7 protein-coding genes, 2 tRNA genes and 3 rRNA genes are annotated in these 18,283 nt (G+C 59.4%); 1 reads left to right on the plus strand and 11 read right to left on the minus strand.

What is annotated here, in order from left to right; genetic code table 11:
* Positions 1–92 precede the first annotated feature (92 nt).
* Positions 93–1,040 carry a LysR family transcriptional regulator gene (locus tag PSH66_RS24780; protein WP_305427796.1) on the plus strand — a complete coding sequence of 316 codons (948 nt, stop codon included), beginning with the start codon at positions 93–95 and terminating at the stop codon, positions 1,038–1,040.
* A 99-nt stretch (positions 1,041–1,139) separates the two neighbouring features.
* Here PSH66_RS24780 and PSH66_RS24785 read toward each other — a convergent pair whose 3' ends face one another.
* From PSH66_RS24785 to PSH66_RS24835, 11 genes are all read right to left on the minus strand, one after another.
* Positions 1,140–1,631 (minus strand): OmpA family protein, encoded by a 492-nt coding sequence (locus tag PSH66_RS24785; protein WP_003176089.1) that lies wholly within the window; start codon positions 1,629–1,631, stop codon positions 1,140–1,142.
* Between the two features lie 4 nt (positions 1,632–1,635).
* Positions 1,636–2,898, minus strand: a complete 1,263-nt coding sequence (locus tag PSH66_RS24790; protein WP_141064778.1) for a diguanylate cyclase domain-containing protein — start codon at positions 2,896–2,898, stop codon at positions 1,636–1,638.
* The gene (locus PSH66_RS24795; protein ID WP_305427797.1) at positions 2,895–3,461 is read right to left on the minus strand and encodes a YfiR family protein; all 567 of its coding nucleotides are present in this window, start codon (positions 3,459–3,461) and stop codon (positions 2,895–2,897) included. The genes PSH66_RS24790 and PSH66_RS24795 overlap by 4 nt, the downstream gene beginning before the upstream one ends.
* Before the next feature lie 137 nt (positions 3,462–3,598).
* Positions 3,599–5,668 (minus strand): exodeoxyribonuclease V subunit alpha, encoded by a 2,070-nt coding sequence (recD, locus tag PSH66_RS24800; protein ID WP_305427798.1) that lies wholly within the window; start codon positions 5,666–5,668, stop codon positions 3,599–3,601.
* The gene (gene recB / locus PSH66_RS24805; RefSeq protein ID WP_305427799.1) at positions 5,665–9,339 is read right to left on the minus strand and encodes an exodeoxyribonuclease V subunit beta; all 3,675 of its coding nucleotides are present in this window, start codon (positions 9,337–9,339) and stop codon (positions 5,665–5,667) included. The genes recD and recB overlap by 4 nt, the downstream gene beginning before the upstream one ends.
* The gene (gene recC / locus PSH66_RS24810) at positions 9,336–12,785 is read right to left on the minus strand and encodes an exodeoxyribonuclease V subunit gamma (protein WP_305427800.1); all 3,450 of its coding nucleotides are present in this window, start codon (positions 12,783–12,785) and stop codon (positions 9,336–9,338) included. The genes recB and recC overlap by 4 nt, the downstream gene beginning before the upstream one ends.
* Before the next feature lie 135 nt (positions 12,786–12,920).
* A 5S ribosomal RNA gene (gene rrf, locus PSH66_RS24815) occupies positions 12,921–13,036 on the minus strand.
* Positions 13,037–13,193: 157 nt separating this feature from the next.
* Positions 13,194–16,084: ribosomal RNA gene (locus PSH66_RS24820) — 23S ribosomal RNA — on the minus strand.
* A gap of 246 nt (positions 16,085–16,330) precedes the next feature.
* Positions 16,331–16,406: transfer RNA gene (locus PSH66_RS24825), tRNA-Ala, on the minus strand.
* Between the two features lie 30 nt (positions 16,407–16,436).
* Positions 16,437–16,513: transfer RNA gene (locus tag PSH66_RS24830), tRNA-Ile, on the minus strand.
* Between the two features lie 163 nt (positions 16,514–16,676).
* Positions 16,677–18,213: ribosomal RNA gene (locus tag PSH66_RS24835) — 16S ribosomal RNA — on the minus strand.
* The 16S, 23S and 5S rRNA genes sit together here with 2 tRNA genes alongside, the layout of an rRNA operon.
* Positions 18,214–18,283 lie beyond the last annotated feature (70 nt).

Genomic DNA, 18,283 nt, shown 5'->3' on the forward strand with positions numbered 1-18,283 from the left:
GTGAATCGCCTTGAAGAATGAGGCGTTCGGACGGTTTTTGGAGTATAGATGTGCAAATCTCTAATAAGAACGCACATAAAAGCCGGTCCAACATGCAAAAAAACATCACATCGCTGGGCTCCCTGAACTGGGATGACCTGAAGTTTTTCCTTGAAGTGGCCCGCACCCGCAAGGCCAGCGTCGCCGCCAAGCGCCTGGCGGTGGACTACACCACCGTGTCGCGACGCATCAGCTCACTGGAAGTGTCGCTCGGCACGCTGCTGTTCGAAAAATCCCGGACCAACGGCTTTGTGCTCACCGCCGAAGGCCAGCGTTTGCTGGGCTATGCCGAGTCCATCGAAAGCACCCTGCACATGGCCTGCGAGCAAGTCTCCGGCTCCGGCGTGGCGCTGTCCGGGCATGTGCGCATGGGCTGCACCGAAGGCTTCGGCAGCTTCTTCGTCACGCCGCAGTTGAGCCACTTCGTCGACACTTATCCTGCGATCTCGGTAGACATCCTGCCCCTGCCCCACTTCATCAGCCTGTCCAAGCGCGAAGCCGACATCGTCATCGCCCTGGAACGTCCGGAACACGGGCCCTACGTGTGCTGCAAACTGTGCGACTACAAACTGCAGCTGTACGCTACCCAGGACTACCTCGACCAACACCCACCGATCCAACGCCCGGCGGATTTGGCCGAGCATCCGTTTATCAGCTATGTGGATGACCTGGCGTTCAGCTCGGAGTTGCTCTACCTGGCCAACGTCGTGCCCGGCGCCAGTGCGAGCCTGCGCAGTACCAGCGTGATCGCACAGTACGTGGCGGCGCAGCAAGGACGGTCGATGGCGATATTGCCGTGCTTTTTGGCGGCGCAGGACTCGCGGTTGTTGCCGGTGTTGGGTGAACAGATTGCGATTACGCGGCAGTTCTGGATGTATTGCCGGGAGGATTTGAGGAAGCTGAAGCGGATTACGTTGTTGTGGGATTACATCAGGCAGGTGACGGAGCAGAACCAGGGGTTGTTGATGGGGGAGACGCGGGAGATGCGGTTTGCGGACTAAAGGCCAGCACCCGGCGGTGTAAATGTGGGAGCAAGTCGAATCGTCGCACCGCCCCTCCCACATTGGATTGCATTTCAGATTGGGGCGGGATGATTCCAGTCAGTCAGCAATCACCACGATCGACACCCGCCGATTCTCGGTGCGCCCTGCCGCCGTGTCGTTGGACGCCACCGGCTCGCCACTGCCCAACCCGCGCAGTTGGACGTTTTGTTCTTTCATGCCCACCCCGGTCAGCACGGTGGCCACACTTTTGGCGCGGCGCAGGGAGAGTTGCTGATTGTAGATTTCCTTGCCCGAGGCGTCGGTGTGGCCGTCGACGCGCACGCGTTCGATGCCCACGCCCAGCAGGGCCTTGCCGATGCGCTGGACGATCTCGGTGCTGGGTGGGTTGAGGGTTTCGACGTCGCTGCCAAACAGCACTTTGCCGGACAGGCCGAATGCCCAGCCTTCGTCGGTAAGTTCGAAGCCTTGCTGTTTGAGGACGGCAACTTGCGCGGGCGTCAGGCCTTTGGGGGGAGGTGTCTGGCAGCCGCCAAGGGCCAGCAGTGCCATCAATAATGTGAAGAACATAGCGCGCGCAATCGAGAACAAGGGATCAACTCCTGTGTTGAACATTGACGGCGGAATGCTCCGATTCCGCCGTTTGCTGGCCGCCCTGGGCAAACCGTTTGGCCTGGTACATCGCCGCGTCGGCGGCGTTGAGCAAGGTGCCGGGAGTGGCGCCATGATCGGGGTAGAGGGCGATGCCGATACTGAGGGAAGTCAATACCTGGGCGCTGCCGGGCACAGCGATGGGTGCGTCCATGCTGGCGATGATCTTGTCGGCGATGCGCCGGGCATCTTCGAGCGAGTGCAACGGCGCCAGCAGAATGGCGAACTCATCACCGCCCAGGCGCGCCACCAGGTCATCCTCACGCAACTGCGCACGCACGCGGTTGGCGACGGCGACGAGGACGGCATCACCGGCGGCGTGACCAAAGCTGTCATTGATTTCTTTGAAACGGTCACTGTCGAGGTAAAGCACTGCCAGCCGCTCCTTGGCCTTGGCGGCGCTGCGCAAGGCACGGATCAAGCGGCCTTCGAAGAACGACCGGTTGGGCAGGCCGGTGAGGCTGTCGTGGTTGGCCTGGTGGGCCAGGGTTTCGTTTTCGCTTTGCAGATGGTTTTGCCAGACGCCCATCTCACCGAGCAAGGCGTTGAAGTCGCTGCCCAGATTGTCGAGTTCGGCAATGCGCGCCGGCGGTACTCGACGGTCAAAGTCGCGCTCGCTACGGGCGGCGTGGGCCACGGCGGCAAGGCTTTGCAGCGGCTCGGTGATGCCACGTAACAGGCGTCGCGCCAAGTGCAGGGCGACCCAGGCGCTGAGGGCGGTACAGACCAGAATCCCGGCCAGGCCACTGAGCAGGAAGCGCAGCAAGCTGCCGCCGTGACCGGTCAGGTGAATGCTGCCGATGGCGCGGCCCTGGTGCAGGATCGGCTGGTTGATCGGCTGTTCGAGCAGGGTATGCGCCAGCGCCAGCTCGACCCGCGAGAGCATGCCGGTTTCCGGGCGTTCCCAGTTCGCAAGCAACTGGCCATTGGCATTGAACACCTCGGCTTCAGCCACTTCTTCGGTGGAGGCGATCAGGCTGAGGGCTTCGGTGGCGGCGGCGCGGTCGTTGAACACCACCGCCGCTTCCACGGTGTAGTTAATGGAGCGCGCGATCAGGTGCAGGTTGTGTTCGGCGTAGACCCGAAGCGCCAATACGCCGAGCAGCGTCAGGGACACACTGGCCAGGATCACCGCCACCAGCGCCAGGATCAGGTGCCCTCGGCCGATCACGGAACGCAGGGTCGGTCGCGCTTTGATGGCGATCATGGGACAGGTGCCCGACGACGTGACAGCTGCAGCACACTGGGATGAATGCGCACGCCGCTGCGCGCCACCGAGTCGAGGTTGACCTCAAACGACACTTGCTCATCGCCCACTCGCAAACAGAACAAACTGCCCACGGTGCACTGGTCGCCACCTTCGCTGATGCTGAGCACCGGATGGCCGATCAATGAGGTAAACAGGCGGCTACGTTCGTCATTGCTGAGCTTGCCGATGTACACCGCATCACAGCCGTTGGCGATATCGGGATGGTCGGCCAGCAGACGCCGCACCACCACCGCACGCCCAGTGGCTTGGGTGGTGCCTTTGATCAGGTCGTCGGTGTATTGCGTGGGGCCGACGATGCACAGGTGCAGTTGTTCGGGTTCCACCGGCCAGCGGGCATAGCTGAGAATGCCGAGCACCACCTGGGTCACCGCCTGGGCGCGCTGATCCGCAGCGCTCGGCGCCTCGGCAAACGCGCACGGTGCCAGCAGGCAGAGAATCGCCACCCGCAACACGCGTCTCCAGCTCAAGCTACGGCCTACAGGCGAGACAGCCACGTTCATGCAGCGATTCTCTTCGATCTTATCGGAATGATGCCGCAACGATAGCACACGGCAAGAAAACCCCGTGAGGCGCCACCTCGAAGGGTCCTGCTATTTTTTCAGAAAATGCCCACAACTCAACCAGATTAAATGACCATTCAATCAGCTATTCCCGGCTCCTGACCCAGCTCCAGCATCAACCCACTCAATCGCTTGACCTTGCGCCGCACGGCCTCCTCAAACACGCCGCCACGCGGTTCGATCAGGCTGAACCAACGCTTGGCGCGGGTGATACCGGTGTAGATCAGCTCTTTGGTCAACACCGGGTTCAAGGCATCCGGCAGGATCAGCGCAGTGTGGGTGAACTCCGAACCCTGGGATTTGTGCACGGTCATGGCGTACACGGTTTCCACATCGTTGAGACGGCTGGGCAAGACAAAACGCACGCCGCCCTGGCCATCGTTACGCGGGAACGCTACGCGCAGCACCTGGGGGCCGCCGTCGCTTTCGGGCAATTTGAGGGCGATGCCGATATCGCCGTTCATCAGACCCAGGCCGTAGTCATTGCGGGTCATCAGCACCGGGCGGCCTTCGTACCATTGCTCGTCGCCCTCGATCAGTCGCACCTTGCGCAAGGCTGCCGTGATGCGCAGGTTCAGCCCTTCCACGCCCCAGGGGCCTTTGCGCACGGCGCAGAGCAGCTGGAATGCATCGAAGGCTTGCAACAATTGTTGCGCCCAGTGGGTCCAGGCAAGGTCTTCTCGCGGGGTTTCGAGCGCGGGGCGCGCGCTGTGCAGCAGATTGAGGTAGTAGCGATAGCCTTCGGCACCCTCGCCGTGCCCGTCCAATACCAGACGCTCCAAGGCGTGGTCGTGCTCGCCCTTGAGGCTGACGCAGAACAGGTCGCTGTGGGTGCGCGCGGCCAGCAATTTGCGCGCTTCCTCGGCGTTCTGCTGGTTGACCCAGCGCGCCAGTTGACCGATGCCGCTGCCTTCGCCGAAACGCCGCGAGTAACGCAGCATCACCACTTGCTGGGCCAGGGGGTGGCTGCCGTCGATGTCTTCGTGCAGGCCGCTGGCGCTGAGGTCTTCACCGCTGACGGTTTGCAGCCATTGGCGGGTGTGGGGGCTGTACCACCCGGCTTCGGCGTCGCGGCACAAGTCGCCGAGTACGGCACCGGCCTCCACCGAGGCGAGCTGGTCCTTGTCACCCAGCAACACCAAGCGGGCATGGGCCGGCAACGCGTCCAGCAGGTTGGCCATCATTTCCAGGTCGATCATTGAGGCTTCGTCCACCACCAATACGTCCAGAGGCAACGGGTTGCCCAAATGATGGCGGAAGTGCCGGGTACCTGGGCGGCTGCCCAGCAAGCGGTGAACGGTGGTGACCTGGGTCGGGATTTTGTCCTTCACGCTTTGCGGCACTTTGAGCGACAGCACTTGTTGGCTGATGGACTCGGTGAGGCGTGCGGCGGCTTTGCCGGTAGGCGCGGCCAGGCGAATGCGCAACGGGCTGCCGGCCTCTACGGCGGGCGCCTGCAACAGCGCCAGCAAGCGCACCACGGTGGTGGTCTTGCCGGTGCCGGGGCCACCGGTGACGATGCTGAAGGCACCTCGGGTGGCCAGGGCGCAGGCGAGTTTTTGCCAGTCGATCACACCCTCGGGCGTCGGTTGGTCAAACAGGCCGTTCAAGCGTTGGGGCAAGTCGGCGGCAACGGTTTCCTGGGTAGCCAGGCGCAGGCGCAGGGCGGTGTCGATGCGTCGCTCGTAGGTCCAGTAGCGGCGCAGGTACAGACGCTTGCCGGACAGCACCAGCGGACGGCTTTTTGCGGCGTCGCTGCCGTCGACTGCCAGGGCAACCAAAGGGCTGGCCACCAGGGCATGGCACCAGTGGGCGCCGTCCAGCCCGTCGAGCAGTTGCGAGGGCAGCAGCATGGCGCCGGTTTGCAGGTCGCCTTCAGGCGGCAAGGACAGGGCAAAGTCCGGCGCCTTGAGGGTTTCGAACAGGTCGAGGCACACATGGCCATGGCCCAGTTGGTGACTGGTCAGGGCCGCCGCCAATAACACGCGCGGATCGGCCTGCGGGTCGAGCTCGTACAGGAAGCCGACAAAGGCTTTGTCCAATGCGCGCAGCCAGCCCCGGTCCACCCAGCGCTCCAGCAACTGCAGCAGATCAGTGGCCCGGCTCAGGGGTTCCAGCGCCTCAAGCGGTAGCGGCGACAGGCTCATAACAACACTCCTTGTTCCCAGGCGGGCTCAACCTTGGGCGGGATGGGCTTGCCCTGGAACAACAGGTCGAGGCCTTCGATCAATTCCCGTGGCGGCCGGGTGAAATACGCGCCCCGGCTCGCGGATTGGCTGCCACGCAGGAACACATACAGCGCACCGCCGATGTGACGGTCGTAGTCGTAGTCCGGCAGGCGGGCCTTGAGCTGGCGGTGCAGGGCCAGCAGGTAAAGCACGTATTGCAGGTCATACCGATGCTCAAGGATCGACTGCTCCATGGCCTCCATCGTGTAGGCCGAATCGTCAGGGCCGAGCCAGTTGGATTTGTAGTCGGCCACGTAATAGCGGCCGTCGTGTTCGAAGGTCAGGTCGATAAAACCTTTGAACATGCCGTTGAGCAGCACCGGCTCGGCGGCCACACGGGAGACTCCGTGGTGGGTGTACTGGCACACCAGTTTGTCGAGGGCGAGCACGTCGACTTTATGGCTGGCGAACCAGAATTCCATTTCGACCTGGTACCGCTGCAGGCTGCTGAGGGCGACTTGAGCGTTATCCACCGGCAGCGGCGCTTGCAACAGATGGCCCAGCCAACCGCTGAGAGTGTTGATCCAGCCTTCCCAGTTGCGACGATTGCAGCGGGCACCTACGGCGTTTTCGATGGCCTGCGGCGTCGCGTTGAAACCTTCCTCGCCCGCCCACTCCAACAGGCCGTGGAGGAAGGTGCCGGGGTTGGGACCGCGTGGGAAACGATGTATATCGCCGCCGGACGCCGCCACTTCACGCGGTGCATCGGGGTCGAGGCGTTCGTCATCGAACAGCTTTTGCGCTTGCGGGCTTTCCGGCGCTTCGAGGTTGGCGACGCTCATGCTGTCGCCAATGCGCAAGGCGCTGTAGGACGCGATCCACCAGTTCTCGGCGGCCTTGCGCTTGGGCAATAACGGCGCGAGCAAGGTGGCCTGGTTACGCGGCGGATGGAACACGCTGTCTTGCGCTTCGGGTACGTGGGCGTAGTGGATGGCCGGGCAGCCTTGCTGCAGATCCAGCAGCCAGTGTGCCAGGCCGGCGGGTTCGCCCAGCGATGCTCCACCACCGAGCAAATAGCCGAGCGCCGACAGGTGCAACACCGAACTGTGGGTGTTGCCGCGCTTGAGGTCGGCAACTCCAAGCCAGCAGGCGTGCTTGGCGCGGGTCAGGGCGACGTAGAACAAACGCAGGTCTTCGGCCAGACGCTCATCGTCCGCCTGGGCGATCAACTCGGCGGTGGGGCGCAGGCTGACCTGGGATTTGCCGTGTTCATCGTGGTAGTGCAGCGGCAATCGGCTGCCGTCTACCGGCTTGGCCGAACAGATGAACGGCAGGAAGACCAGGTCGTACTCCAGGCCCTTGGACTTGTGGATGGTCACCACTTTGACCAGTTGCTCATCGCTTTCCAGGCGCAGGATCTGTTCTTCGCCGGCCTGGCCCGACAACGCCAAGTGCTCAGCGAGATGGCGGATCAGCGCCTGTTCGCCGTCCAGCTCCGAGGCAGCTTGTTGCAACAGTTCGCTGAGGTGCAACAGGTTGGTCAACACGCGCTCGCCGTCACTGCGGGCGATCAGGGTTTGCGGCAACTTGAAGTCGTGAAGCAGGCGACGCAGCATCGGTAGCACGCCTTGGGTCCGCCAGATGACGCGGTAGCCGCGGAACTGCATCACGCGCGATTCCCACGCCAGTTCGTCCTGGTTCAGACGCTCCAGTTCCGGCAGTGACAAATCCAGGGTGACGCAGGCCAGGGCGGCACGCAGGGGGCGTTCGACATCCGGTTCGGCGCAGGCCTTGAGCCAGGCCAGCAGGTCGTGGGCTTCCTGGGCGGCGAACACCGAATCCTTGTCGGACAGGTACACACTGCGCACGCCACGGGCGGCCAATTCAGCGCGCACGGCTTGGGCTTCCTTGCCGTCGCGTACGAGGATGGCGATGTCCGATGGCAGTACGCCTCTGAAGCTGTTGTCCGGTTGCCGGAAACCGGCCTTGCCCTGTTGGCCGCCGTTGAGCAACTCGACAATCTGCGTGGCGCAGGCCGAGGCCAGTTGTTGTCGGTACACCGCGTTGGACACAGGTTGGTCGGTGGGCAGGTGCCAGAGGTTCATCGCCGGCAGCGTTTGGCCGTCGACCTGGAGTTGTTCCTTGCGTCCTTGGGACAGCACCGGCTGGAACGGCACCGGGTTATCGCCATTGGGTTCGCGGAAGAGGAACGCACCGCGGCCGGTTTCGGCGCGCTGGAACACATGGTTTACCGCCTCGACCATGGCGTGGCTGGAACGGAAGTTGGTGCCCAGGGTGTGGTGGCGGCCGAGCGTGGATTTACGAGCGCGCAAGTAAGTGTAGATGTCGGCGCCACGGAAGGCGTAGATCGCCTGCTTGGGATCACCGATCAGGAACAGGCCGCTGTCGAGGTGGTTTTCGTCGATGCGGTAGATGCTGTCGAAGATGCTGTATTGCACCGGGTCGGTGTCCTGGAATTCATCGATCAGAGCCACCGGGAACTGCTCGCGGATCACGCTGGCCAGACGCTCGCCGCCGTCGGCTTGCAGGGCGGCGTTAAGGCGGGTCAGCATGTCGTCGAAGCCCATTTCGGCGCGACGGCGCTTTTCTTCTTCGAAGCGCTTGCCCACCCAGCCGGCGGCGTGTTGCAGCACGGCGGCATCGGGGGTCGGCAGGGCGTCGAGACTGGCTTTAAGGCGGGCCATGGCGTCGATGCCGGGGTGCTGCGGCGGGTCGCCCTTCCAGGCTTCGGCCATGCCGTCGGGGGTGAGGCGACTGAAGCCGGTGCCGATGTCGAGGTGTTCCAGGGTTTCGTCCGCGGCCCAGAGGCTGATCTTTTCGAACCAGGGTTCGAAGTAACGAGCTTGCATCTTGCGCCCGTCCACTGCTTTGGCGGCCACGGCCTGCAGACAGATGTCGCGCAGTTCGGCGGCCCATTGCTGCCAGGGCGCCTTGATGTTGATCAGCGCTTCGCGACGCTCTTGCAGGCAGGCGTTGATCAGCTCGGCGGGCTCACGGGTTTCATCCGTGGGCCGCTCGCTGCCGAACAATGCGCGCACCTTCGGCATCAGCGTGGCCGGGCCGCCCCAGTTATTGCGCACCCAGTTGAGCGCGTCGTCGTGCATCGGGTAGCAGAACAGTCGCCAGTAGTCGCGCAGCACTTCGCCCAGCAGGTCACTGTGGTCGGTTTCGAGGGTCTGGGTAAACAGGCTGCCACTGTCGAACGCGTGCTCGCGCAGCATGCGCTGACACCAACTGTGGATGGTCGAGACGGCGGCTTCGTCCATCCATTGTGCAGCGATGTCCAGGCGGTTGGCGCAGGCGGGCCATTGTTCGGCAGGATATTCCTCGCGCAGATCCGCGATCAGCGCATCCGGTTGATCGATTTCGTCGCGGAAAAACCGCGCTGCTTCGGCCAGGCGAATGCGGATACGTTCACGCAGCTCCTTGGTGGCGGCATCTGTGAAGGTCACCACCAGGATTTGCGGAGGTAGCAATTCGCGACCAAAACCGGACACTTCACCGCCGTGGCCAAGCACCAGGCGCAGGTACAACGCAGAAATGGTAAAGGTCTTGCCAGTACCGGCGCTGGCTTCAATCAGCTGGCTACCTTTTAGCGGGAACGCCAGGGCCAAGGGTTTGCTGCTCATGCGCCGGCCTCCTCGCCTGTGAGTGATCGCCAAGGGGCGTTGATCAGTGGGCGATACAGGGTTTCGCACCAGCCTTCGAATTCTTCGCTGGCGACCAGGGCTGCGTAATCGGGAAATTGGCGGGTGAGCGCCGCAGATTCACGCCGCTCGCCATCGGTGGTCAGGCCATCGCCTTCGTAGGCTTTGCTCGCGGCGGCGTGAGCTTTAGCCGGGTCGGTTTGGCTGAGCCAGGCGAAAGCGGTTTTGACGGCTACCGGCAGCGGTTTTTGCATGCCGTGTTGCCAGGCCAGTAGCAGGTTAGCAAGGGTTTCCTGGGCGGCGGATTGATCCAGCGGGGCCAACAGCAAGGTGTCGTCGCTGGCGACCAGGCCGGTGCTCAGCGGCAGGCCGCAGGCGCAGGCCACCACATGATTGACCCACGGGCGAATCAGGCGGTGCCATTTGCGGGTCTTGATCGAACCGATGCTGTTGGGAATGGTGGTGACGCTTAGCAATGCGCCATCACCGCGTCGATGCAGGCCACTGACCCAGCCTTCCAATGCGATGCCTTGATGCTCGAAACTGATGGGTTCGGCACCCGTATGCGGGGTTGGCCAAAGGGCCAGCAGTTGTTGGTAACGTTGCAGCAGATCGGGCAAGGGCTCAATCAGTTCGTGACGCAGGCACTCGCCGAAACCGACCATCGGCAGCAGGCCACTGCCTTGCAAACGCAGGGCTTGGGCGTTAAGGGCCTGGTCGAGATCAGCCGGCTGGGACAGTGCGGCGCTCAATAGGCTGTCGCTCAGGCTATAGCGTTGCAGAGCATCGAGAACGAAAGGTTCTTCATCGGCCAGGGGCACGTCGGCCGCCTCGAAAAATACTTTCAGACGCTGGCTGAAGAAGTGTTTGACCGGGTTGCGCAGGAAGTCTTGTAGCTGGCCCAGGCTCAGGGGCTCTTCCTGTTGATGCGGCGGCAATTCATCTTCTGTCGGGACGGCATCCACCGCCTCGTGGAGTAGCTGCCACTCGCGGGCGTAACTGAATAATGCGTCGCCTTCGTGGAAGTAACGGGCACTGAAAGGTTGGAGCGGGTGTTCCTGGGTCATTGCTTCCAGCAGCGGCTGTTCTTGGGCGTTATGCCAGCCGCTGGCGAGATGGTCGCGCAGTTGACCAATCAGTACCGATGCCGGACGTTCGCTGTTATCGCGGATGCTGCGACCGACCCAGCTGATATAAAGCTGATCGCGGGCGGACAACAGGGCTTCGAGCAGCAGATAGCGGTCGTCCTCACGGCGGGAACGGTCACCGGGGCGGTAGTCGCTGCCCATCAGGTCGAAATCCAGCGGCGGTTGCGCGCGTGGGTAGTCGCCGTCGTTCATGCCGAGCAGGCAAACGAGCTTGAAGGGGATGGCGCGCATGGGCATCAGCGTGCAGAAATTGACAGCACCGGCCAGGAAGCGTTGAGACAAACGGCCCTGGTCCAGCCCGGCCAGCCAGGCTTCGCGGACGACAGTGAGCGGTAGCTCGTCCTGCAAGCCAACGGATTCGCAGGTTTCCAGCCAGGTTTCCCGGAGTTGTTCGAGTTGGCCCAGCAAGTAGTCGTCGTGTTCGCTGCTGGGCAGAAAGAACAGTTGCATCAGGCGTTGCAGACGTTCGCCCCATTCCTGCGGGGCGGCCGGTTGTGAGAGGGCTTGATGCGCGTCATGCAAGGCGTCGAGCAAGGCCACCAGGGGGCCGATCAGCGCCGCGTCGAGGCCGCCGATTTCATCGTAAGGCTCAATGCCGTTGCAGGCGACGCCGGTACCGACGGCATACCCGAGAAGCATGCGGCGTAGGCCAAATCGCCAGCTGTTTTGCTCCAAGTCTCCCGGCAGACCGAGGCCGGCGCGTTGTTCGGCGTTGAGCCCCCAACGAATGCCGGCGCCTTCGATCCAGCGGTGCAGCGTGGGCAGGTCGCGCTCCTTGATGGCAAAACGCTCACGCAGCGCGGGAACGTCGAGCAGGTCAAGAATTTCACTGACCGGGAAGCGGCTATCGGGGAGTTTGAGCAAGTGTTCGACAGCGATCAGCAAGGGATCGCGACCGCGTTGGCCCTGGTCGGTCAGGGTGAAAGGAATGAAGCGCGGATCGCTTCTGTCCAACTGGCCGAACACTGCGCGAATGTGCGGCGCGTAGCTGTCCACATCAGGGACCATGACGATGATGTCCCGCGGGCGTAGCGCAGGGTCGGCGCTGAAACGCTGGAGCAGTTGGTCGTGGAGAATCTCCACTTCGCGTTGGGCGCTGTGGGCGATGTGGAAGCGCACTGATGTGTCATGTTCCAGCTCAACAGCAGGCCAGCGTTCACGTGTCTCATTGAGTGGGCGCAACTCGAGGATATCGTCCTGGAGTTGATTGAGCAGTGAGGTGGGTTCGCTTTCACTGAACAAGTCGATGCGCCCATCGCGAAAGGCGGCGCGATAGCTGTTGGGGTCATCGTAGCTGTCCAACAGGCTGATGTAGTCACGACCTTGTTTGCCCCAGGCGGCCAGCAGCGGATGAGCATGCTGGTGCAGGGTTTGGGGGTCGAGGGTGACCGGCATGCCGGCCTTGCGCGCCTGGCGTTTATATTCGTTACGCAGCAGGTCTTTGTCGGCAACGATGTCGGACCAGTGGTGGCGACAAGGGTTGTGCACGCACAGCAGCACTTGGCTGAAACGGGCCAGGCCGGCCAGGGCTTCCAGGGCTTGGGCGGGTAGCGACGAAATCCCGAAAACGATCACGCGAGAAGGCAGACCACGAGGAGCGTCCTCAAGGGTATTGATGCGTTCGATAAAGCGTTGGTGAACGCCGGCACGGCTTTCGGCCATGCCCTCTTCACCGACATCCAGCAGGAGCGCACGCCACAATTCGGCCTGCCAGCAGTTGGCTGGGTCCAGGGGCTTGGATTCGCCTCGGCCACTGCGCAATTGGTGCCGCCCGGCCGCCCAATCTTCCAACCAGTCGGCGCGATAGACTTGGTATTGGTCGAATAGATCCGCCAGGCGCTCGGCGAGTTGATAGCGCTTACGCAGGTCCGTGTCGCTGGTGAGGAAACGTTGCAGCGGCTCGAAGTGCGGCTGATTGATGAGTTCCGGCAGCAGGCGCATCAGACGCCAGGTGAGCGGGGCTTTGTCGAGCAGGGACTTGGGGGGGATCTCATCACGGCCCAGGACCATGCGATAGAGCTGCCACATGAAGCTGCCGGGAAGTTGCACGTCGATGGCTGCGGCGATGCCGCAGCCACCCATGTCGTCGTCCTGCGGATCTTCGGCCAACGCCAGTTTGAGCCATTGGGCAATGCCATTGCTTTGCACCAGAGCAATTTCGTTTTCCAGGGGCGCCAGTGGATAACGACGCATCCAGCTCACCACCAGGCTGCGCAGTTCGTCCAGGCGGTTGCCGTGAACCACCATGAATCCAGGACTGAGAGACGTCGCATCCGGCATAACGGCTTCCTTGGGAAAAGCAAAATCGAGGCATGGACTTTAGCACTGAAGGCGCCTGCGATGAGCGTGCCGACACTTTCCGAGCGCCCAAAACAAAACCCCACCTGCTTTCGCAAATGGGGTTTCGGAATTTAATCTTGACGATGACCTACTCTCACATGGGGAAACCCCACACTACCATCGGCGATGCATCGTTTCACTTCTGAGTTCGGGATGGGATCAGGTGGTTCCAATGCTCTATGGTCGTCAAGAAATTCGGGTACTGAGTCGTGACCTGATGGTCTCGCTTCAGCAAATTGGGTATGTGACAGCTGTCGGTGTTTTGTGAGCGTCGAACTTTCGGTTCATCTCGTCTTCACACACCGCAATCTGGCGCCTTCTCAGGTCAGCAAATTGCTTGGGTGTTATATGGTCAAGCCTCACGGGCAATTAGTATTGGTTAGCTCAACGCCTCACAGCGCTTACACACCCAACCTATCAACGTCGTAGTCTTCGACGGCCCTTCAGGGGACTCAAGGTCCCAGTGAGATCTCATCTTGAGGCTAGTTTCCCGCTTAGATGCTTTCAGCGGTTATCTATTCCGAACATAGCTACCCGGCAATGCCACTGGCGTGACAACCGGAACACCAGAGGTTCGTCCACTCCGGTCCTCTCGTACTAGGAGCAGCCCCTCTCAAATCTCAAACGTCCACGGCAGATAGGGACCGAACTGTCTCACGACGTTCTAAACCCAGCTCGCGTACCACTTTAAATGGCGAACAGCCATACCCTTGGGACCGGCTTCAGCCCCAGGATGTGATGAGCCGACATCGAGGTGCCAAACACCGCCGTCGATATGAACTCTTGGGCGGTATCAGCCTGTTATCCCCGGAGTACCTTTTATCCGTTGAGCGATGGCCCTTCCATACAGAACCACCGGATCACTAAGACCTACTTTCGTACCTGCTCGACGTGTCTGTCTCGCAGTCAAGCGCGCTTTTGCCTTTATACTCTACGACCGATTTCCGACCGGTCTGAGCGCACCTTCGTACTCCTCCGTTACTCTTTAGGAGGAGACCGCCCCAGTCAAACTACCCACCATACACTGTCCTCGATCCGGATAACGGACCTGAGTTAGAACCTCAAAGTTGCCAGGGTGGTATTTCAAGGTTGGCTCCACGCGAACTGGCGTCCACGCTTCAAAGCCTCCCACCTATCCTACACAAGCAAATTCAAAGTCCAGTGCAAAGCTATAGTAAAGGTTCACGGGGTCTTTCCGTCTAGCCGCGGATACACTGCATCTTCACAGCGATTTCAATTTCACTGAGTCTCGGGTGGAGACAGCGCCGCCATCGTTACGCCATTCGTGCAGGTCGGAACTTACCCGACAAGGAATTTCGCTACCTTAGGACCGTTATAGTTACGGCCGCCGTTTACCGGGGCTTCGATCAAGAGCTTCGCGTTAGCTAACCCCATCAATTAACCTTCCGGCACCGGGCAGGCGTCACACCCTATACGTCCACTTTCGTGTTTGCAGAGTGCTGTGTTTTTAATAAACAGTCGCAGCGGCCTGGTATCTTCGACCGGCATGGGCTTACGGAGCAAGTCCTTCACCCTCACCGGCGCACCTTCTCCCGAAGTTACGGTGCCATTTTGCCTAGTTCCTTCACCCGAGTTCTCTCAAGCGCCTTGGTATTCTCTACCCAACCACCTGTGTCGGTTTGGGGTACGGTTCCTGGTTACCTGAAGCTTAGAAGCTTTTCTTGGAAGCATGGCATCAACCACTTCGTCGTCTAAAAGACGACTCGTCATCAGCTCTCGGCCTTAAGATCCCGGATTTACCTAAGATCTCAGCCTACCACCTTAAACTTGGACAACCAACGCCAAGCTGGCCTAGCCTTCTCCGTCCCTCCATCGCAATAACCAGAAGTACAGGAATATTAACCTGTTTTCCATCGACTACGCTTTTCAGCCTCGCCTTAGGGACCGACTAACCCTGCGTCGATTAACGTTGCGCAGGAAACCTTGGTCTTTCGGCGTGGGTGTTTTTCACACCCATTGTCGTTACTCATGTCAGCATTCGCACTTCTGATACCTCCAGCAAGCTTCTCAACTCACCTTCACAGGCTTACAGAACGCTCCTCTACCGCATCACTTACGTGATACCCGTAGCTTCGGTGTATGGTTTGAGCCCCGTTACATCTTCCGCGCAGGCCGACTCGACTAGTGAGCTATTACGCTTTCTTTAAAGGGTGGCTGCTTCTAAGCCAACCTCCTAGCTGTCTAAGCCTTCCCACATCGTTTCCCACTTAACCATAACTTTGGGACCTTAGCTGACGGTCTGGGTTGTTTCCCTTTTCACGACGGACGTTAGCACCCGCCGTGTGTCTCCCATGCTCGGCACTTGTAGGTATTCGGAGTTTGCATCGGTTTGGTAAGTCGGGATGACCCCCTAGCCGAAACAGTGCTCTACCCCCTACAGTGATACATGAGGCGCTACCTAAATAGCTTTCGAGGAGAACCAGCTATCTCCGAGCTTGATTAGCCTTTCACTCCGATCCACAGGTCATCCGCTAACTTTTCAACGGTAGTCGGTTCGGTCCTCCAGTTAGTGTTACCCAACCTTCAACCTGCCCATGGATAGATCGCCCGGTTTCGGGTCTATTCCCAGCGACTAGACGCCCTATTAAGACTCGCTTTCGCTACGCCTCCCCTATTCGGTTAAGCTCGCCACTGAAAATAAGTCGCTGACCCATTATACAAAAGGTACGCAGTCACCCAACAAGTGGGCTCCCACTGCTTGTACGCATACGGTTTCAGGATCTATTTCACTCCCCTCTCCGGGGTTCTTTTCGCCTTTCCCTCACGGTACTAGTTCACTATCGGTCAGTCAGTAGTATTTAGCCTTGGAGGATGGTCCCCCCATATTCAGACAAAGTTTCTCGTGCTCCGTCCTACTCGATTTCATGACTAAGAGATTTTCGCGTACAGGGCTATCACCCACTATGGCCGCACTTTCCAGAGCGTTCCGCTAATCTCAAAGCCACTTAAGGGCTAGTCCCCGTTCGCTCGCCACTACTAAGGGAATCTCGGTTGATTTCTTTTCCTCAGGGTACTTAGATGTTTCAGTTCCCCTGGTTCGCCTCTTGCACCTATGTATTCAGTACAAGATAACCATCTTATGATGGCTGGGTTCCCCCATTCAGACATCTCCGGATCAAAGTCTGTTTGCCGACTCCCCGAAGCTTTTCGCAGGCTACCACGTCTTTCATCGCCTCTGACTGCCAAGGCATCCACCGTATGCGCTTCTTCACTTGACCATATAACCCCAAGCAATCTGGTTATACTGTGAAGACAACATTCGCCGAAAATTCGAATTTCTCGTTAAGAGAACTCACAAATTTTACCTTAGCCTGATCCATTACCAGTGAAAGTAACGGTCAGTCTATCTTTCTATCACATACCCAAATTTTTAAAGAACGATCTAATCAAAGACTAGAAATCAACATTCACCATCATCACAATGGAATGCTCATTTCTAAGCTTTCAACAAACAGAAGCAGTAGTGGTGGAGCCAAACGGGATCGAACCGTTGACCTCCTGCGTGCAAGGCAGGCGCTCTCCCAGCTGAGCTATGGCCCCGTATTTCTACAGGCGTTTCCCACACAAAATTGGTGGGTCTGGGCAGATTCGAACTGCCGACCTCACCCTTATCAGGGGTGCGCTCTAACCAACTGAGCTACAGACCCAATTTCGAGCTGCTAAGGCCGACCTCACCCTGCTCTTTACCACAGAGCATGGGGTGCGCTCCAACCAACTAAGCTACAACCCTATTTAGGCTGCTTCTTATCGTCTTCTTCAATGAATCAAGCAATTCGTGTGGGAACTTATGGAGCAGCTGATGTCGTCGATTAAGGAGGTGATCCAGCCGCAGGTTCCCCTACGGCTACCTTGTTACGACTTCACCCCAGTCATGAATCACACCGTGGTAACCGTCCTCCCGAAGGTTAGACTAGCTACTTCTGGTGCAACCCACTCCCATGGTGTGACGGGCGGTGTGTACAAGGCCCGGGAACGTATTCACCGCGACATTCTGATTCGCGATTACTAGCGATTCCGACTTCACGCAGTCGAGTTGCAGACTGCGATCCGGACTACGATCGGTTTTGTGGGATTAGCTCCACCTCGCGGCTTGGCAACCCTCTGTACCGACCATTGTAGCACGTGTGTAGCCCAGGCCGTAAGGGCCATGATGACTTGACGTCATCCCCACCTTCCTCCGGTTTGTCACCGGCAGTCTCCTTAGAGTGCCCACCATAACGTGCTGGTAACTAAGGACAAGGGTTGCGCTCGTTACGGGACTTAACCCAACATCTCACGACACGAGCTGACGACAGCCATGCAGCACCTGTCTCAATGTTCCCGAAGGCACCAATCTATCTCTAGAAAGTTCATTGGATGTCAAGGCCTGGTAAGGTTCTTCGCGTTGCTTCGAATTAAACCACATGCTCCACCGCTTGTGCGGGCCCCCGTCAATTCATTTGAGTTTTAACCTTGCGGCCGTACTCCCCAGGCGGTCAACTTAATGCGTTAGCTGCGCCACTAAGAGCTCAAGGCTCCCAACGGCTAGTTGACATCGTTTACGGCGTGGACTACCAGGGTATCTAATCCTGTTTGCTCCCCACGCTTTCGCACCTCAGTGTCAGTGTTGGTCCAGGTGGTCGCCTTCGCCACTGGTGTTCCTTCCTATATCTACGCATTTCACCGCTACACAGGAAATTCCACCACCCTCTACCACACTCTAGTCAGTCAGTTTTGAATGCAGTTCCCAGGTTGAGCCCGGGGATTTCACATCCAACTTAACAAACCACCTACGCGCGCTTTACGCCCAGTAATTCCGATTAACGCTTGCACCCTCTGTATTACCGCGGCTGCTGGCACAGAGTTAGCCGGTGCTTATTCTGTCGGTAACGTCAAAATTGCAGAGTATTAATCTACAACCCTTCCTCCCAACTTAAAGTGCTTTACAATCCGAAGACCTTCTTCACACACGCGGCATGGCTGGATCAGGCTTTCGCCCATTGTCCAATATTCCCCACTGCTGCCTCCCGTAGGAGTCTGGACCGTGTCTCAGTTCCAGTGTGACTGATCATCCTCTCAGACCAGTTACGGATCGTCGCCTTGGTGAGCCATTACCTCACCAACTAGCTAATCCGACCTAGGCTCATCTGATAGCGCAAGGCCCGAAGGTCCCCTGCTTTCTCCCGTAGGACGTATGCGGTATTAGCGTCCGTTTCCGAACGTTATCCCCCACTACCAGGCAGATTCCTAGGCTTTACTCACCCGTCCGCCGCTCTCAAGAGAAGCAAGCTTCTCTCTACCGCTCGACTTGCATGTGTTAGGCCTGCCGCCAGCGTTCAATCTGAGCCATGATCAAACTCTTCAGTTCAAACATCTTTGGGTTTTTAAGAAACCCTAAACTTGGCTCAGCAATCGTTGGTTACATCTTTGATTTCTCG

This window comes from Pseudomonas sp. FP597 (assembly GCF_030687435.1).
Classification (GTDB): domain Bacteria; phylum Pseudomonadota; class Gammaproteobacteria; order Pseudomonadales; family Pseudomonadaceae; genus Aquipseudomonas; species Aquipseudomonas lactucae.